Below are 25,302 nucleotides of genomic sequence, written 5' to 3' on the forward strand. Positions count from 1 at the left end.
CCTCCGATTAGCCCGCCAATCGTTCCACGCCCGATGCGTCCAGCCCGGCCAACAACCGGTCCGCGCGGCCATGGCGGCCCACGGCGAGATCAGGCTGCAACTCGGCCAGCGGTGCCAGCACGAAGGCGCGCTCGTGCATGCGCGGGTGCGGCAACGTCAGACGCTCGGACTCCAGCTCGACATCCTCCATCATCAGCAGATCGAGGTCGAGTACGCGCGGAGCGTTGCGGAACGAACGCACCCGCCCAAAGTGCTCTTCGAGCGCCATCAGGGCGTCCAGCAAGGCCAGCGGGGAGAGGTCGGTTTCCAGTTCGGCGACCGCGTTGATGAAGTCGGGCTGATCCAGGTACCCAACCGGGGCGGTACGATATAGCGAGGAGGCGCGCCGCAGACGCACTCCGGGGACGGTGTCCAGCGCCGCGAAGGCGGCGCGGACCTGTTGCTGCGGCTGCTCCAGATTGCTGCCCAGCGCAATGTACGCCCGGCTCACGATTCGACGCCCTGCTCGCCGCCCTCGCGGCGACGCTGGCTGGAACGGCGGCGCTTGCGCTTCTTGGCCGGGGCGCCGCTGGACGAGCCCTCTTCCCGCACGTTGGCGATCAGTTCCTGGCGTTCGTCGTGATCGGCGTGCTGGAAATCGTCCCACCACTGCACCAGGCTCATCGGCACCTCGCCAGCCTCGGCGCGCAACGAGAGGAAATCGAAGGCGGCCCGGAAGCGCGGCTGTTCCAGGAAGCGGAACGGGCGCTGGCCGCTACGGTTGTCGAAACGCGGCTGCTGCAGCCAGATCTCGCGCATGGTGGCGCTGAAGCGGCGCGGAATGGCAAATTCGTTGTCCTGCAGCGACTCCACTTCGGCAATCGCGTCGAACAAGGCCTGCACCGGCCGTTCGCCGCTCTTGAGCCGTGCCGTCCACTGCTGCGACACCTGGCGCCACAGCAGCGTCGCCAGCAGGAAACCGACCGACACCGGCTTGTCCTCGCGGATGCGTACGTCGGTGCTTTGCAGGCCCAGCCTCAGGAACTCGTCCTTGCCTTCTTCGTCGAGCACCGCGTCGAGCAGCGGGAACACCCCGCGCGACAGCCCTTCCTCGCGCAGCTTGCACAGACAGGAATAGGCCTGACCCGACATCAGGAGCTTGAGCATCTCGTCGAACAGGCGCGCCGGCGGCTCCTTCTTCAAGAGGTGGGCGTGGGCACGGATCGGCTTGCGGGTATTCTCGTCGATCTCGAAATTCAGCTTCGCCGCCAGACGCACGGCGCGCAGCATGCGCACCGGATCTTCCTGGTAGCGGCGCGCCGGCTGGCCGATCATCACCAGCTTGCGCGCCTGCAGATCCTTCACCCCATGGTGATAGTCGACGATGGACTCGTCGGACGGATCGTAGAACAGCGCATTGACGGTGAAGTCGCGGCGATGGGCGTCTTCCTCCTGGCTACCGTAGGAGTTGTCGGCCATGATGCGGCCGGTCTCGTTGGTGTCGTCGATGCTGCCGCCACGGAAGGTGGTGACCTCGATCGTCTCCGGACCGACCATCACGTGCACGATCTTGAAACGACGGCCGATGATGCGCGAGCGGCGGAACAGATGGTGTACTTGTTCCGGCGTGGCGCTGGTGGCCACGTCGAAGTCCTTGGGGTTGACGTCCAGCAAGAGATCGCGCACGGCGCCCCCTACCACATACGCGGTAAAACCGGCTTCCTGCAGTCGGGAGGTCACTTTCAGCGCGGCATGGCTGAGCCGGTCGCGCCGCACTCCGTGTTGGGAAAGAGGAATAACGCGCGGTTTGACGCGACGCTTGCCTACTACGCCTGCGGGCAGCTCGAGTACTCGTCGAATTAGCTTGCGGATCATCGGGGAAATGGTGAGAGAGTATGGAATTACGCCGAAAAGCGTCGCATTCAAGGCGCCGATTATAGCCTGAAACGACGGGGAAAACACACCGCGCACGATGATGACGGACCGTGCCCGGCCAGGCTGCTCCAGCCGGCGATTGCCCTGGCCGCCCCGCCCACCTAGAATTCAGCCGTTTCCATTGCTGCAGGCCGGCCCCACCGTGACCCCTATTCTCGCTTTCGCCCTCGCCACCATTCCGGACGTGGCCGGCATCCGCACCCTGTACGGTTTTGCCGCCGACATCGCTGACAGTGACGTCGCCGAATTCGCCTTGCAACGCCAGCGCGCCCGCAGCGGCGAGGATGGCATGCCGCTTCACCTGCAGCGCATCGTTGCCGTCTCCTGGACCTTGCGGCTGGGCGACGAGATCACTTGCCACTCCGGCGGCGACGCCGACGAGGCCGCGCTGCTGCAGGCCCTGTTCGCCCAGGTGGCGCAGCATGCGCCTTGCGTCACCAGCTGGAGCGGTGCGGCGTTCGCCCTGCCGCTGCTGCGCTACCGCGCCCTGATCAACGGCATTACCCTGCCGCCGCACTGGTTCGCGGAGGGTACGGCGCAAAGCGGCCTCGCGGCGCTTCCTTACGCCACGATCCCGCTCGACGACATGGCCCGGCTGTGCGGCTTTCCCGCCCTGCCGGTGGTGGCGGGCGGCAACCCGTGGGAGGCCTATCGGGCGGGCCGTCTCGGCGAAATCCAGGCGCGCTGCGATATCGAAGCCATGGCCACCTACCTGCTGTTCCAGCGCGATCGCCTGGTGCAGGGCACGCTCGACGCCGCCGATTACCGGGACGCCGTGGCGCAGGCACGCGGCTGGGTCGGACAACAGGCCGCCCCGCACTGGCGTGACTTCCTCGCCGCATGGCCACCGACCGAGGGTTGACACCCGCCCGAACGCCGGGTAATCTTTTTGCATGCGCCGATTTGATACAGCTTGCGGGGCGCCGATAAATTCCAGCTAAAGCGTGCGACAAAACCCGCTTTGGCCTCTGGCAAGCGGGTTTTTTCTTGCCTGCTTTCCTCCCCGCCCGCCATAACAATCCGCCATACCGTATTAGCGCCGAGTTAATGACAACTTGCAGGGCGCTCAAAAATCCTGCTAAAGCGTCGCCTGGCAAGGGTTCCGGGCACGCCACAGCGCCCAACCTGAAGGAATACGCCATGTACGACTGCCAGAACGACAGCTGCCGCGACTTCGCCTACGACGCCGGCCACACCGCTCCGACCCAATCCACGCTCAAGGGCACCCTGGCGGCCAGCGCCGCCCACACCGATCACCTGGCCACGCTCGAGCAGCTGTCGCAGTTCGCGCACCAGCGCGGCTACCCCTTGCGCCGGCAGGAACACCTGCTGGAACTGGCCGACGTCACCCTGCCCGACGCCCTGGTGATCAACGCCCGTTTCGGCAGCGCCCTCGTCATCAGCTGCGACCTGCGCTGCCATCCGCCGGCCCGTTTCGCGTAATTCGGTGTCTCACCGCTGTAACGACGCCCCGGTGGGATGACCGTATACTGACCGGTTTTCATCCCTTCGGCCCCGTCATGCTATTCGGACTGAGTCGGGAACCGCGCACCAAAATCGTCGCGGAAGCCCGACATATTCTCGCGCTGGCACTCCCCATCATGGTGGCCCAGATCGCCCACGTTGCCATGGGCTTCGTCGATACCGTGATGTCCGGCCGCGTCAGCACCAACGACCTGGCCGCGGTATCCCTGGGCTCCAGCGTCTTCATCACGGTGTACGTGACTCTGGTCGGCATCGCCACCGCGCTCAACCCGCTGATCGCGCACCAGTTCGGCGCCGGCGAGCGCGAGCCCATCGGTGAGACGGTACGCCAAGGCATGTGGTTCTGCCTGTTCCTCGGCCTGATCGGCAGCGCGCTGATGATCTTCGGCCAACCTTGGCTGCGCGACAGCCTGACGCTGTCGAACGACGTCGAGGACAAGGTGATGCTGTTCCTCGACGGCGTGGCGCTGGGACTGCCCGCCGCCCTGATGCAGCGCGCCCTGCACGCCTTCGCCTCCGGCCTCAACCGGCCCAAGCCAATCATGCTGGTCGGCGTGGCGGCGCTGCTGCTCAACATCCCGCTCAACTACGCCCTGATCCACGGCCTGTACGGCCTGCCCGCGATGGGTGGCGCCGGCTGCGGCTGGGCCACCGCCGCCGCGCTGTGGTTCAACTTCCTGGCGCTGCTGGGCTATGTCGCGCTGCACCGCCATTTCCGTCCTTACGCCTTCACCGACCGCTGGAGCTGGCCGGACTGGTCGCGCTACGGCGCCATGCTGAAACTGGGACTGCCGATCGGGCTGTCGTTCTTCTTCGAGGTCAGCCTGTTCTCGTTCATCGCCTTCCTGGTGGCCAAGCTCGGTACCACGGTGGTGGCCAGCCACCAGGCGGTGATCAATGTCAGCAGCATCATCTACATGCTGCCGCAGAGCATCTCCACCGCGATGTCGGTGCGTGTCGGCCAGGCGGTCGGTGCCGGCGATTACCACCGGGCGCGCTTCACCGCCGGCACCGGCCTCTTGACCGGGCTGGTATTGGCGGGGCTGACCATGCTGCTGATGCTGACGCTGCGCGAAGACATCATCCGGCTCTATACCACCGACCCCGAGGTGATCCGCATCGGCACCGGCCTGCTATTCTTCGCCGCCGTGTTCCAGCTCACCGACGCCACCCAGACCATCTCCTCCGGCGCCTTGCGCGGCTACAAGATCACCACGGCACCGATGATCATCCACGTGGTGTCGTTCTGGGGGCTGGGACTGGGGCTCGGCATGGTGCTGGGGCTAACCGACTGGCCGCTGCCCTTCCTCACCCTGCCCATGGGCATCGAGGGCTTCTGGGCGGCGCTGGTATTCAGCCTGAGCGTGGCGGCGTTTTTGCTGGTAGGCTACCTGTCGCGCGAAAGTCGCCGCCGTCTGGTCCGTCAACACACCGAAAGCTGAACCGCCGTGAGCCTTGTTTTTCATCATGACCACCCCCTCAAAACGCTGAACACCTTCGGCATGGACGTGCGTGCCGCGACGTTCTGCGAGCTGGACGACCTGGCCCGGCTGCCCGAACTGCTGGCAAGCGAGCCCTACCGGCGCGGACCGGTGCTGTGGCTGGGCGGCGGCAGCAACCTGCTGTTCACCGGGAATTACCCCGGGCTGGTGGTGAAAGTGGCGCTCAGCGGCATCACGGTACTGAGCGAGAACGACGACGAGGTGGTGGTCGAGGCCGCCGCCGGGGAGAACTGGCACGGCTTCGTGCAGCACACGCTGGCGCAAGGCTGGGCAGGGCTGGAAAACCTGAGCCTGATCCCCGGCACCGTGGGCGCGAGCCCGATCCAGAATATCGGTGCCTACGGCGTCGAGGTGAAGGATTGCCTGACCGAGGTGGTCTGCGCCGACCTGCACGACAACAGGGCTCTGCGCATTCTCGCCAATGCCGAGTGCCGTTTCGGCTATCGTGACAGCGTGTTCAAACACGAAATGAACGGCCGCCTGCTGGTGAGCGCAGTACGCTACCGCCTGAGCAAACGGCCAACGCTGCACACAGGCTACGGCGACATCGGCAAGGAGCTGGCGGCGATGGGCAAGGCGGACGGTGCCTCGCCGCGCGACGTCAGCGACGCAGTGATCCGCATCCGCACGGCCAAGCTGCCCGACCCGGCCCAGCTCGGCAACGCCGGCAGCTTCTTCAAGAACCCGATCATCGACACGGGGTTGGCCGAAGCCCTGCTGGCACATCACCCCGACCTGCCGCACTACCCGGCGGGCGTCGGCAAGACCAAGCTCGCCGCCGGCTGGCTGATCGACCGTGCCGGGCTGAAGGGCTACCGCGAGGGCGACGCCGGCGTGCACGCGCGCCAGGCGCTGGTGCTGGTCAACTACGGCCACGCCAGCGGCAAGGAAGTCTGGGCCCTGGCGCAGAAAGTGCAGGCGACGGTGAAGGAACGTTACGGCGTGCAGTTGGAGCCGGAACCGCTGGTGCTGTAAGAACCTTGTTCACGGTCAGTCGCGAGCATCCCTCAGCGGGGTGAAGAGCAGCACAGGAACCGGAATGTACTGGAGTCCATGAGGATCATGAGCCCCGATCAGAGATGCGCAGCAAGATCGGGAACGGGTTCTAAGGCCGACACCACGCCGGCCATCGGCGGATCGCCCCTCACACAGCTCGGGGCATCCGCCCTACCGGAGCAGGCGTCGCCGCGTCAGTATCACCGCCAGCGAGAACGACACGACGGCGTAGAGCAACAGGATCAGCAGGCTGGGCCAGATGAGCGGCGGCACGGTCGCGTTGACCAGCGGCCGGGCAAGACGGATGGCGTGGGTCAGCGGCAGCACCTCGGCCACGGCGCGAATCCAGCCGGGCAGGTTCTCGGCCGGGTAGAACACGCCGGAAATCAGCATCATCGGGCTGACCACCAGCGTGAAGTAATACATGAAAAAGTCGTAGCTCGGGCTCAGCGCCGTCACCACCAGCCCCATGCCGGCAAACGCCAGCCCGGACAGCGCGATCAATGGCACGATCCACAGCACCAGCGGGCTCTTGATCAGCCCCAGGAGCCCCATCACCAGCAGAATGGCGAGCCCCGACAGCACGCTCTTCGACGCCGCCCACAGCCACTCGCCCAGCACCACGTCGTCCACCGTCAACGGCGCATTGATAATGGCCGACCAGGTCTTCTGCACGTGCATGCGCGAAAACGCCGAGTACAGCGCCTCGAAGGTCGCGCTGTTCATGGTGCTGTAGCACACCGTCCCGGCGGCCAGGAACTGAATGTACGGCACGCCGCCGATCGACGGCAGCAGGCTGCCGATGCCGAAACCCAGGCCCAGCATGTACAGCATCGGGTCGGCCAGGTTGCCGAGGATGGACGGCGCCGCCAGCTTCTTCCACACCAGGAAATTACGCAGCCAGACCGGAATGAAGCGCAGCGACAGGCGAGGCAGCATGCTCAGGCTCCCGGGTCGGAGTTGTCGTCGAGGTAGCGACTGTCGTCGAAGGTCGCCACCCAGCGCGGTCGGTACACGATCAGTATCGCCATGATCAGGCCCGAGGTGAAGGCCTCGGACCAGGACAGCAGAAAGTAGAACGGCAGCGCCTCCGACAGCAACTCGTCCCAGGGATAGGCGCCCGCCATCCCCAGCACCGCGATGCCGGCGAGCCCGGTGGCGAACAGACTGGCGCCACCGGCCAGGAACGCGCCGACGAACACGTAGATGAACAGGTTGGGGGGCAACAGGCGCTGCGTCAGGCGCAGCACGGTGCTCACCAGTGTCACCGGCAGCACCGCCATCAGCCAGAAGTTCAACCCCAGCGCCAGCCAGTCGCCGGCACCGTAGGCCGTCACCCCCGCCAGCACGATGGCGAGCGCCAGGAGTGCCAGCCAGTGCCCCATCATCAAGGTCAGAATGGCCGCGCCCAGCAGGTGGAAGGACAGCCCGGGCTTGAGGCCGCCTTTCATCATCCACATCGCCATGGTCAGCACACAGGCCCCAAGCCAGGCGTTGAGCGCGACGTGGTCGAGCCCCCGCCAGCGCACGCGGCTCGCCGCCCATCCCAGCAGCCCCAACGCCGCCAGCAGGGTCGACCATTGCACCCAGAGGGGAAAGAAAGCGGCGGGCAGATTCATGACGTGGCGATGACGGCGAGGTGAATTACTTCATCATACCAGACGCGGTCGACCCGCTGCCGCCACAACACCCCGGCGGCCCGTTACAATACGCCTTTTACGGAGAATGCCCGATGCCAGTCCTGCCCCCTCATCATCTCATCGCCCAACAAGTCGGCCTCAGCCTGGCCGAAGACATCGGCGGCTGCGACTGGACCGCCATGCTGATCGACGACCACGCCAGCGGCCGAGCCACGGTGCTGGCGCGCGAAGAGGCGGTCGTCTGCGGGCAGGCCTGGTTCGAGGAAACCTTCCGCCAGGTCGACGCGCGCTGCCGCATCGACTGGAAAGTCGAGGAAGGCGCGCGCGTCACGGCCAATACCGTGCTGTGCGAGATTGCCGGCCCGGCGCGCTCCCTGCTCACCGCCGAGCGCACCGCGCTCAACTTCCTGCAGCTGCTCTCGGCCGTGGCGACCCTGACCCGGCGCTACGTCGACGTGGTGGCCGGCACCGCCGCGCGCATCCTCGACACCCGCAAGACGCTGCCGGGGCTGCGCCTGGCGCAGAAGTACGCCGTCACCGTGGGCGGTGGCGACAACCAGCGCATCGGCCTCTACGATGGCATCCTGATCAAGGAGAACCACATCATGGCCGCCGGCGGCATCCGCCAGGCGCTGGAGCAGGCCTGCCGCCTGGCGCCGGCCGGCGTCAGCGTGCAGGTGGAAGTGGAAACGCTGGGAGAACTGGACGAAGCGCTCGAAGCCGGCGCCAAGCTGGTGCTGCTCGACAATATGTCGCTGGACGACATGCGCGCAGCGGTACGCCTGAGCGCCGGGCGCGCCCAGCTGGAAGCCTCGGGCGGGGTCGAGCTGGCGACGGTGCGGGCGATCGCCGAAACCGGCGTCGACCGCATCTCGATCGGCAAGCTGACCAAGGACGTCGAGGCAATCGACCTGTCGATGCGCTTCCAGCTCTGAGAGCGGCTAACAAAACCCGCTTGGTGTTGTTATGCTCGCGTGCAGACTCACACGCGAGCGCTTGCCGTACTACTTGCATGTAGCGTTGCAGAAACTTCGGCTGCACCTCGTTTTCTGCGCCCGCATGCCTAGCCAAGACCGCTGTGCGGGGGGGGGGGTTAACAGCTCAACGCACGTTAGGATAAGTGAAGGCTTCCGCAGCCGAACCCCATCAATGATGGGTTGCGCTGCACTCCATCTGACACTCGCTCGTTACACGTCGAGGGCGGCTTCCGGGCGACGAATCCTGATCAGAGTGCTGCTGCGTCGGGGTTGAGGATGGCGGACAACTGCCGCAGCATGGCTGCGGTGGCCCCCCAGACACGATGCGGGCCGTAGGTCAGGGACAGGTAGACGCCGGCCATGCCGTCGCGCACGTAGCTGTGACGTTCGTACTGGCGCGGGTCCAGCACCAGCTTGAGTGGCACCTCGAATACCTCGGCCACCTCGGACGGCTCGGGCGCCAGCGCCAGGGGGGGGACCAGCAGGCCGACCACCGGCGTCACCCGGAAGCACGTGATGGTGATGTAGTCGGGCAGTATGCCCAACACTTCGACGCCGGCTTCGGCCAACCCGACCTCTTCCCGAGCCTCGCGCAGCGCCGCGTGCACCGCGCTCGGGTCGTGCGGATCGATCTTGCCACCGGGAAAGCTGACCTGCCCGGCATGCGTTGAGAGCATGTCGTTACGCCGTGTCAGCAACACCGCCGGCGCCTCGGCGTGCCACACCAAGGGCACCAGCACCGCGGCCGGGCGCTCCGCGCCAGTAGCGGGCCGCTGCGGCAGATCGCCGCCCACAATGGTTTCCCAGTCGCCGGCCAGGCGAGACCGGATCCACTGCCTGGCGTCTTCCACATCGCTCGGAAACATCTCGCTCACCCCCTGCGTCTTCCGCTACGAACCTTGGGCAGGGCCAATTCGCGCCAGTGCGCCAGCAGACGCACGCCCAACCCCAGGATAAAGAGTAGCTGCAGCGTCAAAACGTTCACCGTCCCCAAGGCATCCATGGCAAACAGGGCGGCGGCAATCAGAATCGCCACCATGCCGTAGAAGTCCCGGTGCAGGATAAAGGGGATATCGTTGACCATCATGTCGCGCACCACCCCGCCCCCCACGGCGGTGACGAAACCCAGGAGCACGACGCCGAAGGCATTCAGATCCAGGCTCAGGCCGACCTGGGCGCCGCTCATGCTGAACGCCACCAGGCCGATCGAATCGGCGATCAGGAACAACCGGCCGAAGGTGGCGCTCTCGCGCCGGTGCAGGCCCGCCAGCCAGGACAGCAGCAACGTCGCCGCAATGACGATCAAGTTAGTGTAATCATAGAACACCAGCGGGATGCGACTGACCAGCACGTCGCGCAGGATGCCTCCGCCGATGGCGGTCAACAGTGCCACGATCAGGATACCCAAGAGGTCGAGCTGCTTGCGCACCCCGACCAGGTAGCCGGAAAAGGCGAAGGCCACGGTGCCGATGCCGGCGAACCATGGCATGGAAGCAAAACGACTCAGTTCCATGGCTTTACTCATAACAAAACGCCGGACTCGAAAGCCCGGCGTTGCTGGTGAATGGCGGTCGCTTCAGCGACGCATCGAATCGAAGAACGCGAGGTTGTTCTTGGTCGCGCGCATCTTGTCCTGCAGGAATTCCATCGCCTCGAGATCGTCCATCGGGTAGAGCAGCTTGCGCAGCACCCAGATGCGTTGCAGCTGGTCCTGCGGGATCAGCAGCTCTTCGCGGCGGGTGCCGGAGCGGTTGATGTTGATCGCCGGGAAGATGCGCTTCTCGGCCATGCGGCGGTCGAGGTGGATCTCCATGTTGCCGGTACCCTTGAACTCCTCGTAGATCACGTCGTCCATGCGCGAGCCGGTATCGATCAGCGCGGTGGCGATGATGGTCAGCGAGCCGCCCTCCTCCACGTTGCGCGCGGCGCCGAAGAAACGCTTCGGACGCTGCAGCGCGTTGGAGTCGACACCACCGGTCAGCACCTTGCCGGAGGCCGGGATCACGGTGTTGTAGGCGCGGGCCAGACGGGTGATCGAGTCAAGCAGGATGACCACGTCCTTCTTGTGCTCGACCAGGCGCTTGGCCTTTTCGATCACCATCTCGGCGACCTGCACGTGACGCGTGGCCGGCTCGTCGAAGGTAGACGACACCACTTCGCCGCGCACCGAGCGGGTCATCTCGGTCACTTCTTCCGGACGCTCGTCGATCAGGAGCACGATCAGCTCGACTTCAGGATGGTTGGCCGTGATGGCATGCGCCAGGTTTTGCAGCATCACGGTCTTGCCGGACTTCGGCGGCGCCACCAGCAAACCGCGCTGCCCCTTGCCGATCGGCGCGATCAGATCGACCACGCGGCTGGTGATGTTCTCTTCGGCGCGGATGTCGCGCTCCAGCACCAGGCGCTCGGTCGGGAACAGCGGCGTCAGGTTCTCGAACAGGATCTTGTGCTTGGCGTTCTCCGGGGGGCCGCCATTGACCTTGTCCACCTTCACCAGCGCGAAGTAGCGTTCGCCGTCCTTGGGAGTACGGATTTCGCCCTCGATCGAGTCGCCGGTATGCAGGTTGAAGCGACGGATCTGGCTCGGGCTGACGTAGATGTCGTCCGGGCCGGCCAGGTACGAGGTATCCGGGCTGCGCAGGAAACCGAAACCATCCGGCAGCACCTCCAGCGTACCGTCTCCGTAAATGCTCTCGCCTTTCTTGGCCTGGTTCTTCAGCAGGGCAAAAATCAGGTCTTGCTTGCGCAGGCGGTTGGCGCCGTCGATCTCGTTGGCAATGGCCTTTTCAACGAGTTCGGTAACAGGAAGGTGTTTTAGATCAGATAAGTGCATGGCAGCCGTGGTCGACTCGAATACGGATTAAGCGGGAGTGCTCGACAAGGAGTGTGAAGCGGATACGGAGCGGGCGACAGTGATGTCGCCCGCTGGTGAAGAATTTGACAGAAGGATAGGCGGTTTAAATGTGGCTGTCAATAAACGCCGTCAGCTGGCTCTTGGCAAGCGCGCCGACCTTGGTGGCAACCACGTTGCCGTCCTTGAAGATCATCAGCGTCGGGATGCCGCGAATGCCGAATTTCGGCGGAGTCTGCTCGTTCTGGTCGATGTTCAGTTTCACCACTTTCAGGCGGCCGTCATACTCTTTCGACACTTCGTCCAGGATAGGGGCGATCATCTTGCACGGACCGCACCACTCGGCCCAGTAGTCGACCAGCACCGGGCCCTGGGCCTTCAGTACGTCCTGCTCAAAAGAATCGTCGGTCACGTGCTGGATCAGATCGCTCATATCTTCCTCTCTATGGTTTTGTCTTGTTGCCGGCAAACGGCATGGCACAAGGGATGGTAGCAAGCACGGCCCCCAGGGGCAACCCTACCGGCTTCATGCCAATGATAATGAGGCTGGACACCGTGCTTTCAAGCCCCCAGCAGGGCCGCCGCGAGCAAATCGCGGGTGTAGGGCTGACCGGGGGCCTCGAACACGCGCCGCGTCGGCCCGGCCTCGACCACCTTGCCGTCCTTCAGCACCAGCACCTCGTGCGCCACGGCGCGGATCACCGCCAGGTCGTGACTGATGAAGAGGTAGCTCAGTCCGTACTTGTGCTGCAGCCGGCGCAGCAATTGCAGCACCTGTTTTTGCAGCGTGGCGTCGAGCGCACTGGTCGGCTCGTCGAGCAGAATCAGCTTGGGGCGCAGCACCAGGGCGCGGGCGATGGCGATGCGCTGGCGCTGCCCGCCGGAGAATTCGTGCGGGTAGCGGTCGACGCTGTCGGCAGCGAGGCCGACTTCGGTCAGGGTGTCGAGCACGCGCTGGCGCCGCGCCGCCTCGTCCAGCTCGGGAAAGTGCAGCGCCACCCCCTCGCCCACGATCTGGCCGACGGTCAAACGCGGCGACAACGAGGCGAACGGGTCCTGAAACACCACCTGGTAGTCGCGGCGCGAGGCGCGCAGGGCCTGCCCACTGAGCGTGTCGAGTCGGGTCGTGTCGAGCGTGACCTGCCCTTCCGCCTCGATCAGCCGCGTCAGCGCCAGCCCGAGCGTGGTCTTGCCGGAACCGGACTCGCCGACGATGCCGAGGGTGCGCCCGGCGGGGACGCTGAGACTGATGCCGTGCAGCACCGGGGTGACGGTCTTGCCGAACCAGCCGCGGCGGCGGCTGAAGGCGACCCGGATCGACTCGGCTTGCAGCCGCGGCTCGGCCTGGCCGGGGGCGTCGTCCAGGGTGTCTGGACGGCTCGCCAGCAGCTCGCGCGTGTAAGGGTGCTCGGGGTGGTCGAACACCTCGGCCACCGTCCCCGTTTCGACCACTTCGCCGTCCTTCATCACCGCCACGCGGTCGGCGAAGCGCCGCACCAGATTGAGATCGTGGGTGATGAACAGCACCGCCATGCCGAGGTCGCGCTGCAGTTCGTCGAGCAGGGCGAGGATCTGCGCCTGCACCGTGACGTCGAGCGCGGTGGTGGGTTCGTCGGCGATCAGCAGCTTGGGCTGACAGGCCAGCGCCATGGCGATCATGGCGCGCTGACGCTGGCCGCCGGAGAGCTGGAAGGGATAGGCATCGACCTTGATTTCCGGGTCGGGGATGCCGGTGCGCGCCAGCAGTTCGATGGCGCGCTGCCGCGCCGCGCGCGGTGCCAGCCCGAAGTGCTGGCTCAAGGTCTCGATGATCTGGTTGCCGATGGTGTACACCGGGTTGAGTGCCGACATCGGTTCCTGGAAGATCATCGCCATCTCGCGCCCGCGCAGCTGGCGCAGGCGGCGTTCAGGCACGCTGAGCAGCTCTTCGCCGTTGAAGCGGACGGTGCCGGACAGCGTCACGTCCGGATTGAGGCGCATCAGCGCCTGCGCGGTGACGGTCTTGCCGGAGCCGGACTCACCCACCAGCGCCACCTTCTCGCCGGCGCGCACACTGAAACTCACGCCGCGCACCGCGGCGCGGGAACCGAAACGAGCGTGCAGGTTTTCTACCGACAACAATGGGTCCATGTCAGCCCTTGCGTGTATCGAGTGCCGCGCGCAGCCCCTCGCCGATGAAGATCAGCAACAGCAGCGTGACGGTCAGCACGGTAAAGGTGGATAGCGCGATCCACCAGGCGTCGAGATTGTCCTTGCCCTGCGCCAGCATCTCGCCCAGGCTCGGCGTGCTGGCCGGCACGCCCAGGCCGAGGAAGTCGAGGCTGGTCAGCGCCAGGATGGCGCCGCTGACGCGGAACGGCAGGAAGGCCAGCACCGGCGTCAGGCTGTTGGGCAGCACGTGGCGCCACATGATCTGGCGGTTGGCGAGCCCGAGCGAGCGCGCCGCCAGCACGTAGTCCATCTGGCGGTTCTTCAGGAACTCGGCGCGCACGTAGTCGGCCAGCCCCATCCAACCGAACAGAGCCAGCAGCACCAACAGCAGCGTCAGGCTGGGGTTGAAGAACGACGACAGGATGATCAGCAGATAGAGCTCGGGCAGGCTGCCCCAGATCTCGATCACCCGTTGCAGCATCAAATCGAGCCGGCCACCGAAGTAACCCTGCAGCCCCCCCAGCAGTACGCCAGCCAGCGTGCCGACCGCGGTCAGCGCCAGCGCGAACAGCACCGACAGCCGGAAACCGTAGATCAGCCGCGCCAGCACGTCGCGTCCGCGGTCGTCGGTACCGAGCAGGTTGGCGGCGGACGGCGCCGCCGGGTTGGGAGCCTTAGCGAAGTAGTTGAGCGTGTTGTAGCTGTACGGGTTGGGCGCGAACACGGCGAAGTTGCCGTTGGCGGAGAGCCGGTCGCGGATGTAGGGGTCGAGGTAGTCGGCCGGCGTGTCGAAGTCGCCGCCGAACACCGTCTCGTTGTAGTCGAACAGCACCGGATAGTAGAACTCGCCCTGATAGCGCACCACGAGCGGCCGGTCGTTGGACAACAGTTCCGCCCCCAGCGTCAGCACGAACAGAATGGAAAACAGCCACAGGCTGACGTAGCCGCGGCGATTGGCCTTGAAACGGCGCCAGGCACGCTGGCCGGGAGTCAGACTCATTGCCCGCCCTCCTCAAAGCTCACGCGCGGGTCGACCAGCACGTAAGACAGGTCCGACAGCAGCTTGGCCACCAGCCCCATCAGCGTGAACACGTAGAGCGACCCCATCACCACCGGGTAGTCGCGGCGGATCACCGACTCGTACGACAGCAGCCCCAGGCCGTCGAGCGAGAACAGCGTCTCGATCAGCAGGCTGCCGCTGAAAAAAGCGCCGATGAAGGCCGCCGGAAAGCCGGTGATGAGTGGAATCAGCGCGTTGCGGAACACGTGCTTGTACAGGATGCGCCGCTCCGACAGCCCCTTGGCGCGCGCGGTGTAGACGTACTGGCGGCGGATTTCCTCGAGGAACACGTTCTTGGTCAGGATCGTCATCACCGCCAGGTTGCCCACCACCGAGGCGGTCACCGGCAGCGTGATGTGCCACAGGTAGTCGAGCACCTTGTCGACGAGGCCGAGATCGGCCCAGTTCTCGCTGACCAGGCCGCGCAGCGGGAACAGCTGCCAGAAGCTGCCGCCGCCGAACAACACCAGCAGCGCCACCCCGAGCACGAAACCGGGAATGGCGTAGCCGACCAGGATCACCGTGCTGGTGAACAGGTCGAACGGCGAGCCGTCGCGCACCGCCTTGCTGACGCCGAGCGGAATGCACACCAGGTAGGTAATGAAGAAGCTCCACAGCCCGATGCTCATCGACACCGGCAGCTTGGACACGATCAACGCCCAGACCGATTCGTGGTGGAAGAAGCTCTCGCCCAGGTCGAAGCGGGAGAACTTCACCAGCATGTCGCCGAAACGCTGCAACGCCGGCTTGTCGAAGCCGTACTGCGCCTTGAGCGTGGCCAGCTCCTCCGGGCTCAGCCCGGCACGGCCCTTGAACGGGCTGTTGCCGCCACCCTGCGCCGCCTCGCCGGCGACGCCGGCGTGGGTCAGCTGCTGCACCATCTGCTCCACCGGCCCGCCGGGCACGAACTGGATGATGGCGAAGGTGATGGCGAGGATGCCCACCAGGGTCGGAATCATCAGCAGCAAGCGCTTGAGAATGTAATGCCACATCAGCGTGCCTCCTGCGGTTTGGCCCACCAGGTTTCGATCGCCCAGCTGGTGGCGTCGTAATAGCGCGGCAGGCGGGAATGTTGGCCGAAGCGGTTCCACCACGCTGCCCGGTGGTAGGGAATGTGCCAGTTCGGCACCACATAGCGGCCTGCACGCAACACGCGGTCGAGTGCCCGGCTGGCGGCGATCAGGTCGCGCCGCGTCTTGAAGTGCAGGAAGTTCTGCAACAGCGCGTCGACCGCCGGGTCGGCGAGCCCCGCCCAGTTGCTGGAGCCAGGCGTGCGCGCTGCCTCGCTGCCGTGATAGCCCAGTTGTTCGTTGCCAGGACTCTGGCTGGCGCCGTACACCACCACCGTGGTGTCGTAGTCGAAATCGTTCAGACGCCGCTGGTAGATGGCAGGGTCGACCACCCGCACCGTCAGCGTGATGCCGAGCTTGGCCAGATGCTTCTGCCACGAGGCGACGATGCGCTCATAGGTGCGCGAGTAGGACAGGAACTCGAACTCGAACGGCCGCCCCTGCTTGTTCACCAGGCGCCCGCCCTCATAGCGCCAGCCGGCCTGGTAGAACAGTTCGCGTGCGCGGCGCAGGTTGGTGCGCACGCCGTAGCGCCCTGTCACCTGCGGCGGCTCCACGGCGGGGCCGAACACCTCGGGGTCGAGCTTGCTGCGCAAGGGGTTCAACAGCGCCAGCTCGTCCGGCCCCGGCAGCCCCTTGGCCGCCAATTCGCTGTTGGTGAAGTAACTGTCGCTGCGCTGGTACTGGCCGTAGAACAGCTGGCGGTTGGTCCACTCGAAATCGAACGCCAGCGCCAGCGCCTCGCGCACGCGCTTGTCGCGGAACAGCGGCCGGCGCAGATTGAACACGAAGCCCTGCATCCCCGCCGAGCTGCCGTGCGGCAGCGTCTTCTTGACGATACGGCCATCCTCGAACTTGCTGCCGAGGTAGCCGCGCGCCCACTGCTTGGCGACGTTTTCCACCGACAAGTCGAACTCCCCGGCCTTGAACGCCTCGAGCCGCGCCGTCTCGTCCTTGTAATAGCGATAGAGGATGGTGTCGAAGTTGTACATGCCGCGCCGCACCGGCTCGTTGGCCGCCCAGTAGGCCGGGTTGCGCCGGAAACGGGAGAATTTGCCCTCGTCGTACTGCTCCAGCAGGTAGGGGCCGGAACCGATCGGCGGTTGCAGCACGCGGTCGCCCAGCTTGGTACCCGGCGGCAGCCACTTGCGCGAGAACACCGGCAGCTGGGCGATGATCAGGTGCAGTTCGGCATTGCGGCGCTTGAAGTCGAAGCGCACATTGGCCGGGTCCAGCACCACGGCGCGCGCCACGTCGGCCCAGTAGAAGCGGTACGACGGCGAGGCGGTCGGATCGCGCGTCAGCATGTCGAACGAGAACTTGACGTCCTCGGCCGTAACCTTGTCGCCATTGGAGAAGCGCGCGCGCGGATTGAGGTGGAAGCTCACCGACAGCCCATCGTCGGCCAGCCGGATGTCGTCGGCGAGCAGCCCGTAAACGGTGAACGGCTCCTCCTCGCCCTGCGTCATCAGCGTCTCCACCACCAGCGTCCCGACCCCCGCCTCCTTGTCGCCCTTCAGGGTGAACGGGTTGAGCGTGTCGAAACTGCCCTGCGCCGGCAGCACCAGCCGCCCGCCCTTGGGCGCGGCCGGATTGACGTAATCGAAATGAGTGAAGTTCGGCGGGTATTTCGGCGCGTAGCCCAGCGCCAGCGCCGGCGCTCCCACGGCGAGCCGGGCCAGCAACGCCCCCACCACCCCTATCAGCAGCAAAATACGCATGTCACCTTCTTGTTCTGATCCAGCCGCCCCCTGGCGGGCCGGCCCGAGAATGCTCTGAACCGTCGTCACCCAGCGCAGTTCCCGGTGCCATGACGGCATGCTGTCGCTGTTTTACCCTAGGCTACCGCGCTTGAAAACCAAAAAAATCGGCCTGACAGCCTCGTCCGACTGTCAGGCAGGGCACAGCCTTGGTTATAATGCGGCCCTGTTTACACCGTGAAGGACTCAAGATGGGCTTCCTGCAAGGCAAAAAGATTCTTATTACCGGCATGATCTCCAACCGTTCCATCGCCTACGGCATTGCCCAGGCCTGTCATCGCGAAGGCGCGGAACTGGCGTTCACCTACGTGGTGGACAAGTTGGAAGACCGTGTGCGGGAAATGGCCGCCGACTTCGGCAGCAAACTAGTTTACCGCTGCGACGTGCAGAACGATGCCGACATCGAGCAACTGTTCGTCGACCTGGGCAAGGATTGGGACGGCCTCGACGGCCTGGTGCATGCCATCGCCTTTGCCCCGCGTGAATCGCTGGAAGGCGACTTCCTCGACGCACTGAGCCGCGAAGCGTTCCAGACCGCCCACGACGTGTCCGCCTACAGCTTCCCGGCGCTGGCCAAGGCCGCCCGCCCGATGATGAAGGGCCGCAAAGGCGCCCTGCTGACCCTGTCCTACCTCGGCGCCGTGCGCGCCATCCCGCACTACAACGTGATGGGCCTGGCCAAGGCCAGCCTGGAAGCCTCTGTGCGCTTCCTGGCCGCCAGTGTCGGCAAGGACGGCATCCGCGCCAACGGTATTTCCGCCGGCCCGATCAAGACCCTGGCCGCCTCCGGCATCTCGGGCTTCTCCAAGCTGCTGTCGATCGCCGCCAATCAGTCCTGCCTGCGCCGCAATGTGACCACTGAAGAAGTCGGCAACACCGCCGCCTTCCTGCTGTCCGACCTGGCCTCCGGCATCACCGGCGAGATCACCTACGTCGACGGCGGTTTCAACATCAACTCGATGAACGTGCCGGAAGAGTAAGGACTTTGAGGTGCTGTAGGGGTGCACAGAAACTGAAAACTCTGCGCACAGATAATGAAACCGCACCAACTTAGTGCACCCTGAGGAACCACCTAACCCACTGAAAAGTTAGGTTTTCCAAAGCCGACGCACCATCCCCGAAAGGCACATCAATTCGTTCGCAATTGAGGTGCCTTTCGTTTTTCCTCTCTGCCTCATCTCCCCCTTGGCCCAGACTTCAAGGTCAACCATTCAAAACCTCAAATCAGTCCACCCTGGCTCCAAACACTAAACGGCGAAAAAACCCGAATTCAGGGTGATTTCAGCTGCATGAAGATTAACGAATCCCTCTAGAATTTTCCCTACCGGCTATTAGACAAGGCTTACAAGGTCGAATTAAAGGGAGATTTCAATACATTTCCATGAGTGAAAATACACTCAAAATCCGAAAAACCCGGTTTTACCCCTCTTTTCAAAGGAATGCCGACTTATTAACTGGGCTAGACTCGGTTTCCGAACTTGATAGCACACACCTCGAAGGCCCATCAAACATAGGAATCAGGGCTGCAGAGAACTATCTTGAGAGGTGGTAGAGGAATTTTTGGAAACGACAACTTCAGGAGGGGGAATGACGATGAACTAACCAGTGCCCGGCTATTGCCGCCCTGTTCTGTCTGCTAGCTCTAGATAGCAAAACAGGACACCCCAAACTGGAATGCCCTGCTCACTTGCGCGTGGAAACCCACACGGTACTGCTCAGACAAGCCAAGTATCGTCTCAAGCTCCCCGCCAGTCAAGGTATTCCTACGACATTTTTTTAGCAGCTCGGTCGCGAGAGGGGCATCGTACGTCCTGCGATGACCGAGAGGGAGTACAAGATGATCAGCTTTAACCTCGACGAACTGGCCACTAAGGTCATCACGCAACTCAACAACCTGATCCCTGTTCGTGATGCATACCACCTTCACGGCCACTCATACCGCGGGCTACATCAGTCTAGCAAAGGGGTAGACGGCACTATTCCTTACGAATCGGGGCTGTCCAGAGATGGGCTTCGTATGTTCGATCTTGCATCGCAGGTCGTCATGATTGTCAGCGAGCCATTCACCATGGAGTACAGGCTGGATGGTGAATTCCTCACCTACACCCCGGACTACCTGTTGCACCTACGCGACGGGCGGCGTGCTGTCGTGGAAATCAAATGGAAGAAGGATGCTGACTCTGAGTACAACCAACGCCGCTTCAAGGCGATCAGGGAAGTGCTTGAGGCCGCCGATGTGCTCTTTGCCGTGTTCTCGGAGGACATCCTTCGCTCACCGATTTTGCAACGCAACATGTCTTTGCTCGAACGTCACAGGCACAGGATTATTTCGCCCATGGTGGTCGGCCAGATCCTGGGGCATCTGCGCCTAGGTAACATGAGGCTCGGCGAGCTAGTACGCCGGATCGGTTGTCGCCACACTGTACTTGCTGTACTTGCCCAGGGCTTGATTGCGACCGATCTTCGCAAAACAGATCTCACCGATGCCTCGCTAGTCCGGAGGGCTTGATCATGAGACCCCTTCAGGCACTGGAGGGGGCTCAAGCCCCCTCCTCCAAAACTTCCATCATCTACTCACAGGGTTCTGCTGCGGAGCATGCACTTCCAGGCAGGCCTTTCGAGAGCTACCCAGCAAACGTACAGGAGGCGGCACTCCGGCGACGGGCCTATGTTGACGCGCTGGCGGCGCATCGCCCTTGCATCAGCTATGCCAAGCCCCTGCTTGTGGAACTGATCAAGCGCATTGCCCTGCGAATCGGCGATCCGAAACCACCATCAGCGATCACCCTTTATCGCTGGCATAAACTGTTTCTGCAGTTCGACGGCGATTTGCGCGCCCTGCTTCCGAAACTCCATGCCAGGGGGAGTCGCACACTGCACGGTGGGGGCGAACTTTCGGCCCTGCTTGAAGAGGCCACGCAACAGGTCTATCTGACCAAACAGCGCAAATCGATTCGGACGCTCCACGATGCAATCATCGTCTTGATTGCACAAGCCAACACGAGTCGATCGACCGACGCGCAGATACCACTCCCTTCCTACTCCACGGTTCGACGCTACGTCCGTTCGCTCCCCAAGTACGACGTCGATCTGGCTCGCTACGGCCGGGAGTACGTGCGCAAAAAGTATCGCCATAGTGGTATCACACCGACTGCCAGCTATCCGCTTGAGCGAGTCGAGATCGATCACACCCCGCTCAACTTGTTTGTGGTCGACGAGGAAACGCTGTTGGTGCTGGGCAGACCATATGTGAGCTGGATCATCGATTGCTACTCGCGCATGATCCTCGGCTTCTATATCTCCTTCGCCCCACCAAGCATCGATGCCGTGTTCCGCTGTCTGAAGCACTCGATCGAAGGCAAGGGATATGTGCGTGAGCGCTATCCCGACATCGTCAACGACTGGCCTTGCCATGGCATTCCGATGATGGCAGTAGTCGACAATGGTCTTGAATTCCACGCCAAAGACCTGTTGCGCGCGACCTACGAGCTCGGCATTCACTACCAGTTCTGCCCGCCGCGTACCCCATGGTTCAAACCGATGGTCGAACGCTCGCTGCGCTCGCTGGCCGAGCAGTTCGCCCACCTATTACCCGGCACTAGCTTCGCCAATTGGTTCGACCGCTACGGCTACGACCCGCTAAGGGAGGGGTTAGTCACGATGTCAGAGCTGATTCACGCACTGCACGTATGGATCGTCGACGTTTACAGTCAGAGTTACCACCGTGGAATCAAGCAGACCCCGTATGTTGCCTGGAAGGCTGGCCAGGAGTTGGCCACGCTGCGAACTATCTCGACCGAGCGGCTCTCGCTCATCCTGTCCCAGCAGGAGGAACGAATCTTAGGACATGCCGGCATCGAGCTACATGGTCTGCGCTACAACAACGAGGATCTGCTTGTAGTGCGGAAGCAGTTCGGTGATCGGCTTAAAGTGCAGGTTCGCTACGACCCTGATGACCTTGGGTCGATCAACATGTTGCACCCATCCACCAGGGAGCCAATCCTTGTCCCGTGCCTGACACCCGAGTACGCAGACGGCCTGCATCTGTACCAGCACAAGCTGATCCAGAAAGCGCTACGAACCGAAGGTCTCAAAACCACCGACCCGCTGGCTCTGGCGAAAGCCAAAGCACACATGCAGGACGTCGTGGGGCAACTGGTGCAGAGCAAAAAGCTGTCCGAACGCAAGAAGGCTGCACGCACCCGCGGCAGCAATTCGGCGGCAGTAATAAAACGCTCCTCGCTGACGGTTGAACAGCCCGAAAATTGGTCTCCACCAACCGGCGGCAACCAGCTGCCTTCTACACTGGCAACGCTGAGCATCGCCCCCGATACAGAGGAGGATGGCCATGAATAACGCTCCCTACTCCATCACCGACCTCCGCAAGGCAGAGCACATCCAGGTTCTGCACCCTGCGTTTGCCGCGGCGCTTGACCGGTTGGCGGATTTCCACCAGCTCTGGCTCGACGGAGCGGCACCGCGGAATCTACTGCTGGTTGGGGACTCCGGGACCGGCAAAAGCTCGGTGTTACGCACGTTTGCAAGCAGGCATCCGACCAGACTGACCGAGGAGGGGCAGTATCTCCCGATCGTGTACGTCCGTGTTCCAGCCAACCCGACGGTGCGTGGTCTCGCCGAGGCGATTCTGATTGCTCTAGGAGCCACACTGCAGATGCGGGGAAGTGCCCAGGAAAAAACCAACCAGGTGGTGCAGTTGCTCAAGGGATGCCGGACGGAAATGCTGTTTCTCGACGAGTTCCACCATTTCGTCGATTCCGGCCGCAAAACCATCGAGGAGGTGACCGAGTGGCTCAAGATTCTGATCGATACCGTCGCCATCCCAACGGTGCTGTCTGGACTGCCCGAGTGCGAGCTGATTCTGCGCTCGAACGAGCAGCTGCGGCGTCGGTTCGCCGCCAGGGTGACGCTGTCCCCAATTGGCTTCAAGGAAGCTAGGGAGAAGGCTCTGTTCCGCGACATCCTGCATGCTTGGGACACGCAGATCAACCAAGGGCGCACGCTGTGGGGACTGGCGGAGTGGGAACGTGTGAGACGGATGCACTATGCCAGCAATGGGCTACTTGGGTATGTGTCGAAAGTCATCCTCGGCGCCTTGGAACTCATGATTCGTTCCGGTGCGACGGCCTTTGACGACCAGTTGCTCGAGCAGTCCTTCTCTCGCTACGTTTGGAGTCAGGGGCTGGACGAACTGAACCCGTTCAACCCGGCGTTCACGTTCAGACGCCTGAACCAGGCTGGCGAGCCCTTCGAGCCGACCCGGTTCACACGGAAGAACACTCGATCCATCGCCACGGTGTAATTCGTTCTGGCTTCGGCCTCCCATGGCGGGGGGCCCTTTTCCCCTTCCTGAACATGGTCACTTCGTTCTGCCATGTTCGGCACAACTGCGCTTGGTGGGCTAGACAGCCTGCCTTACGGGAGTAAGCACTCATGACCCGGCAGCTGTTACTGCACCCCAAACCCTTCATGGAGGAAAGCGTCTTCGGCTACTGCCTGCGGTTGTCCAGGGTTAACGGGCTCCAAAGCTTGCGCGGCCTGCACCATTACGCGGCTCGCCAGGCATTGTCACCTTCGCTATCTGAGATAACCGGCCACGACGCACAGCTACTCTCGACGTTACGCGGCCCAGCCCCCGCATGGCAGGCAAAACAACAGGAGTGGGAGCAAGGGCTGACTGCCACCTTCTGGCAGCGCTCCCATCGTCGTTGGTGTCCGCTATGTCTACGTGAACAGGCCTACTGGAGAGCGAACTGGAGCCTCACCCTGGTCACAGCCTGCAATGCACACGGTCTTCTACTCTTGGATCGCTGCTCCTCTTGTGGCCGGCATGTTCTGTGGTCGTCAGGCGATCTCACCCACTGCCAATGTGGCCAGGATCTCCGTTTCACGCAGGGTTTGCCGGCGACACAACCAGCCTTGGATAGCGCCCACTACCTGGCTCTTGCGCTGAAACGCTCGTTAGACAATGGCAGCGTCGAGAACCATGCGAGCGCGCCACATACATCGGCCCCGATTGCCGATCTTCAGCTCGGGCAGCTGTGCTCGCTGCTGTGGTTCTTCGGGGCCTATCTTTTCCATGCCGACGCCGTCAAACCACAGAAGATCCCCCATCACGGCGAGATTCGGGTTGTACTGCCCCTTGTTTCCATGGCCATGTCGATCCTGGATGACTGGCCCACGGGGTTCCACTCTTTCCTGGATCGTTTCAGCAAAGGAGCCCAAGGCTGCACCGCCGCCTTGCACATCCATCTGGGCGTACTCCACCAGGCACTGTTCCGTTTGCTCAAGCATCCGGAAATGCATTTCCTCCAGGAAGCGTTCGAACGGTATGTCCATGAGCGCTGGGGAGGCGCTTTGCTCTATGCCGGCAAGCTCAAACACGAACATCCCTTGATGTCAGGCACCGAAGCCGCCAAGACCCTGGGTATCAGCATGCAGCGTCTGAAAATGCTCATTGCTGAAGGCGAGTTGCAAGGCTCCTTCTTGACCACCACCAAGGGTCGCAAACAGCTCATCGTCGACCGTACGAGTGTCCAGATGCTCAAGCGGCACAAGGGTGCGGAAATTCCACTGATAGAAGCGACCAAGATTCTGCGGATCAGCCCGCCACGCATCCGCTTGTTGGTACAGCACAGGCTACTGCGCCCTGCCCATCCGGATAAAGGTCACACGACCAAATACCTCCCCTTCTACGGCAAAGACATCAATGCCTTCCTGGCCAGCCTCAGCCATGACGAATGCCATCACTACGCGGAAAGCACGGACCTGATCAGTGTTTGGCGCATCGGCAAGCAGTGGCTGCGGGGGGATGAGAATTTCTTACGGCTGATTACGGCCCTGATGAGAGGAGAATTGAACGTTACCGGGAGAGATCCGGGTCAGTCAGGGGTACGGGCACTGTTGCTGCACCGGTCGGAATTCCGGTGCTGGTTCGACCAATTGCATGTGGAGCAGGAGCTGATGAGTATCCCTGATGCAGCCAAATTCCTGCATATCGACGACACCACCTTTTACTGTTTCGTTCAGGCCGGACTGTTGCCACTGGATGATCATCGGCTCTACTGCTTCGGCCGGCACATCCCCGGGATACGCCGGGCAACCTTGGTAGAACTGAAAGAGAAGTACCTGTGGGGCAAGGAACTGGCGCAGCTCACCGGGCATGACCTTACCCATGCGGCGGCGGCTGTCATGCATCGCGGGGCTGAGCCTGTTGCGGGCCCCTGGATCAACAAAAGCTGTTGTTACGTTTTTCGGAGGGAGGACGTTTCAGAACTCTTGCCTGTCTCGGAGGTTGTCTGAAGGTGATTGCTCACTGGGTTAACCACCATTCGGCAAACACATTGGTCTGGGCTAGAACGCTTCGACGGTCCGCTCGACCGGGATCTTCATCTTGCCGCATGCACGACAACACCCGGTGAGTTTGAACAGTGGCTTGGTCGGAAGCACAGCGCTTTCAATCTCTTCCCACGGGACTTTGCTGACATTGCCACAAGAACAGGTAAACAGAACACTGAGCATGAGAGGACGAAGCTGACGGACCAGCAGCCCCGACCGTTGCAGCCAGCCTTCGCAGATGGAGAACACGTAGGAGTCAATCAGAGCATCGTTGAGGTGCTGCTCATCCCAGTACCAATCATCGTCAACCACGCCATAGGACCACACGCCTTCAGCTTTGTAACGGAAACTACTCGACCAATCACTCAGATTGCCGCCGGTGTAGCCGCAGTGCCGCAGCTGGTTTTCGTTTTCTTGAAGGAAGCGAGCGAAGCCACCTTCGAGCACTGGGACTCTGGCATCCACATCATCATGAAGGATGAAACCCCGCTGGTTGAGTACTTCGGCGATTATTGTTGCGACAGCATGATCCATAAGGTC

General features: G+C 63.1%; 23 protein-coding genes. 10 read left to right on the forward strand and 13 right to left on the reverse strand.

Translation table 11 applies throughout. From position 1 onward, the window contains the following. Positions 1 to 7: 7 nt before the first annotated feature. Both folK and pcnB read right to left on the reverse strand, forming a co-directional pair. Complete coding sequence (gene folK / locus B9N72_RS05870; RefSeq protein ID WP_085275491.1) at positions 8 to 490, reverse strand: 2-amino-4-hydroxy-6-hydroxymethyldihydropteridine diphosphokinase; 483 nt, start codon at positions 488 to 490, stop codon at positions 8 to 10. Next, complete coding sequence (gene pcnB, locus B9N72_RS05875) at positions 487 to 1,854, reverse strand: polynucleotide adenylyltransferase PcnB (RefSeq protein ID WP_085275492.1); 1,368 nt, start codon at positions 1,852 to 1,854, stop codon at positions 487 to 489. The genes folK and pcnB overlap by 4 nt, the downstream gene beginning before the upstream one ends. A gap of 202 nt (positions 1,855 to 2,056) precedes the next feature. On the opposite strand from pcnB, the gene B9N72_RS05880 reads away from it, so the two are divergent. The 4 genes from B9N72_RS05880 to murB all read left to right on the forward strand — a co-directional run bounded on the left by B9N72_RS05880 (position 2,057) and on the right by murB (position 5,876). Further along, complete coding sequence (locus B9N72_RS05880; RefSeq protein ID WP_234985888.1) at positions 2,057 to 2,776, forward strand: 3'-5' exonuclease; 720 nt, start codon at positions 2,057 to 2,059, stop codon at positions 2,774 to 2,776. 278 nt (positions 2,777 to 3,054) lie between these two features. After that, the gene (locus B9N72_RS05885) at positions 3,055 to 3,357 is read left to right on the forward strand and encodes a hypothetical protein (RefSeq protein ID WP_085275494.1); all 303 of its coding nucleotides are present in this window, start codon (positions 3,055 to 3,057) and stop codon (positions 3,355 to 3,357) included. 77 nt (positions 3,358 to 3,434) lie between these two features. Then, positions 3,435 to 4,841 carry an MATE family efflux transporter gene (locus tag B9N72_RS05890; RefSeq protein WP_085275495.1) on the forward strand — a complete coding sequence of 469 codons (1,407 nt, stop codon included), beginning with the start codon at positions 3,435 to 3,437 and terminating at the stop codon, positions 4,839 to 4,841. A 6-nt stretch (positions 4,842 to 4,847) separates the two neighbouring features. Further along, positions 4,848 to 5,876, forward strand: a complete 1,029-nt coding sequence (gene murB, locus B9N72_RS05895; protein ID WP_085275496.1) for a UDP-N-acetylmuramate dehydrogenase — start codon at positions 4,848 to 4,850, stop codon at positions 5,874 to 5,876. Positions 5,877 to 6,068: 192 nt separating this feature from the next. Here murB and B9N72_RS05900 read toward each other — a convergent pair whose 3' ends face one another. Together B9N72_RS05900 and B9N72_RS05905 are read right to left on the reverse strand one after the other, a co-directional pair. Next, entirely contained in the window at positions 6,069 to 6,836 is a 768-nt protein-coding gene (locus tag B9N72_RS05900; protein ID WP_085275497.1) for an ABC transporter permease, read from the reverse strand. Positions 6,837 to 6,838: 2 nt separating this feature from the next. Beyond that, positions 6,839 to 7,516: an energy-coupling factor ABC transporter permease gene (locus B9N72_RS05905; RefSeq protein WP_085275498.1), complete on the reverse strand. Its 678-nt coding sequence runs from the start codon at positions 7,514 to 7,516 to the stop codon at positions 6,839 to 6,841. 113 nt (positions 7,517 to 7,629) lie between these two features. On the opposite strand from B9N72_RS05905, the gene nadC reads away from it, so the two are divergent. Beyond that, a complete protein-coding gene (gene nadC, locus B9N72_RS05910; protein ID WP_085275499.1) occupies positions 7,630 to 8,472 on the forward strand; it encodes a carboxylating nicotinate-nucleotide diphosphorylase in 843 nt (280 codons plus the stop codon). A gap of 290 nt (positions 8,473 to 8,762) precedes the next feature. On the opposite strand, the gene B9N72_RS05915 is transcribed toward nadC, so the two are convergent. From B9N72_RS05915 to B9N72_RS05950, 8 genes are all read right to left on the reverse strand, one after another. Beyond that, positions 8,763 to 9,380 (reverse strand): CoA pyrophosphatase, encoded by a 618-nt coding sequence (locus tag B9N72_RS05915; protein WP_085275538.1) that lies wholly within the window; start codon positions 9,378 to 9,380, stop codon positions 8,763 to 8,765. Between the two features lie 5 nt (positions 9,381 to 9,385). Continuing rightward, entirely contained in the window at positions 9,386 to 10,027 is a 642-nt protein-coding gene (locus tag B9N72_RS05920) for a trimeric intracellular cation channel family protein (RefSeq protein ID WP_085275500.1), read from the reverse strand. A 63-nt stretch (positions 10,028 to 10,090) separates the two neighbouring features. Beyond that, a complete protein-coding gene (gene rho, locus B9N72_RS05925; RefSeq protein ID WP_085275501.1) occupies positions 10,091 to 11,347 on the reverse strand; it encodes a transcription termination factor Rho in 1,257 nt (418 codons plus the stop codon). A gap of 124 nt (positions 11,348 to 11,471) precedes the next feature. Beyond that, entirely contained in the window at positions 11,472 to 11,798 is a 327-nt protein-coding gene (trxA, locus tag B9N72_RS05930) for a thioredoxin TrxA (RefSeq protein ID WP_008954264.1), read from the reverse strand. A gap of 128 nt (positions 11,799 to 11,926) precedes the next feature. Beyond that, on the reverse strand, positions 11,927 to 13,495 hold the full coding sequence (locus B9N72_RS05935; protein WP_085275502.1) for an ABC transporter ATP-binding protein: 1,569 nt from the start codon (positions 13,493 to 13,495) through the stop codon (positions 11,927 to 11,929). A gap of 1 nt (position 13,496) precedes the next feature. Next, the gene (locus B9N72_RS05940) at positions 13,497 to 14,516 is read right to left on the reverse strand and encodes an ABC transporter permease (protein WP_085275503.1); all 1,020 of its coding nucleotides are present in this window, start codon (positions 14,514 to 14,516) and stop codon (positions 13,497 to 13,499) included. Beyond that, positions 14,513 to 15,568 carry a microcin C ABC transporter permease YejB gene (locus B9N72_RS05945; RefSeq protein WP_085275504.1) on the reverse strand — a complete coding sequence of 352 codons (1,056 nt, stop codon included), beginning with the start codon at positions 15,566 to 15,568 and terminating at the stop codon, positions 14,513 to 14,515. The genes B9N72_RS05940 and B9N72_RS05945 overlap by 4 nt, the downstream gene beginning before the upstream one ends. Beyond that, a complete protein-coding gene (locus tag B9N72_RS05950) occupies positions 15,568 to 17,367 on the reverse strand; it encodes an extracellular solute-binding protein (RefSeq protein WP_085275505.1) in 1,800 nt (599 codons plus the stop codon). Before B9N72_RS05950 ends, B9N72_RS05945 begins: the two co-directional genes overlap by 1 nt. A 230-nt stretch (positions 17,368 to 17,597) precedes the next feature. On the opposite strand from B9N72_RS05950, the gene fabI reads away from it, so the two are divergent. The 5 genes from fabI to B9N72_RS05980 all read left to right on the forward strand — a co-directional run bounded on the left by fabI (position 17,598) and on the right by B9N72_RS05980 (position 24,726). Continuing rightward, on the forward strand, positions 17,598 to 18,386 hold the full coding sequence (fabI, locus tag B9N72_RS05955) for an enoyl-ACP reductase FabI (RefSeq protein ID WP_085275506.1): 789 nt from the start codon (positions 17,598 to 17,600) through the stop codon (positions 18,384 to 18,386). 857 nt (positions 18,387 to 19,243) lie between these two features. Continuing rightward, on the forward strand, positions 19,244 to 19,915 hold the full coding sequence (locus B9N72_RS05960; protein ID WP_159453020.1) for a TnsA endonuclease N-terminal domain-containing protein: 672 nt from the start codon (positions 19,244 to 19,246) through the stop codon (positions 19,913 to 19,915). Between the two features lie 2 nt (positions 19,916 to 19,917). Beyond that, the gene (locus tag B9N72_RS20640) at positions 19,918 to 21,762 is read left to right on the forward strand and encodes a Mu transposase C-terminal domain-containing protein (RefSeq protein ID WP_143477759.1); all 1,845 of its coding nucleotides are present in this window, start codon (positions 19,918 to 19,920) and stop codon (positions 21,760 to 21,762) included. Further along, positions 21,755 to 22,726, forward strand: a complete 972-nt coding sequence (locus B9N72_RS05975; RefSeq protein ID WP_159453021.1) for a TniB family NTP-binding protein — start codon at positions 21,755 to 21,757, stop codon at positions 22,724 to 22,726. The genes B9N72_RS20640 and B9N72_RS05975 overlap by 8 nt, the downstream gene beginning before the upstream one ends. A gap of 131 nt (positions 22,727 to 22,857) precedes the next feature. Next, positions 22,858 to 24,726: a TniQ family protein gene (locus B9N72_RS05980; RefSeq protein ID WP_085275510.1), complete on the forward strand. Its 1,869-nt coding sequence runs from the start codon at positions 22,858 to 22,860 to the stop codon at positions 24,724 to 24,726. Between the two features lie 51 nt (positions 24,727 to 24,777). Here B9N72_RS05980 and B9N72_RS20645 read toward each other — a convergent pair whose 3' ends face one another. Then, entirely contained in the window at positions 24,778 to 25,296 is a 519-nt protein-coding gene (locus tag B9N72_RS20645; RefSeq protein ID WP_143477760.1) for a hypothetical protein, read from the reverse strand. Positions 25,297 to 25,302 lie beyond the last annotated feature (6 nt).

The sequence above is a fragment of the Pseudogulbenkiania subflava DSM 22618 genome, from assembly GCF_900177275.1.
GTDB classification, from domain to species: Bacteria; Pseudomonadota; Gammaproteobacteria; order Burkholderiales; family Chromobacteriaceae; genus Pseudogulbenkiania; species Pseudogulbenkiania subflava.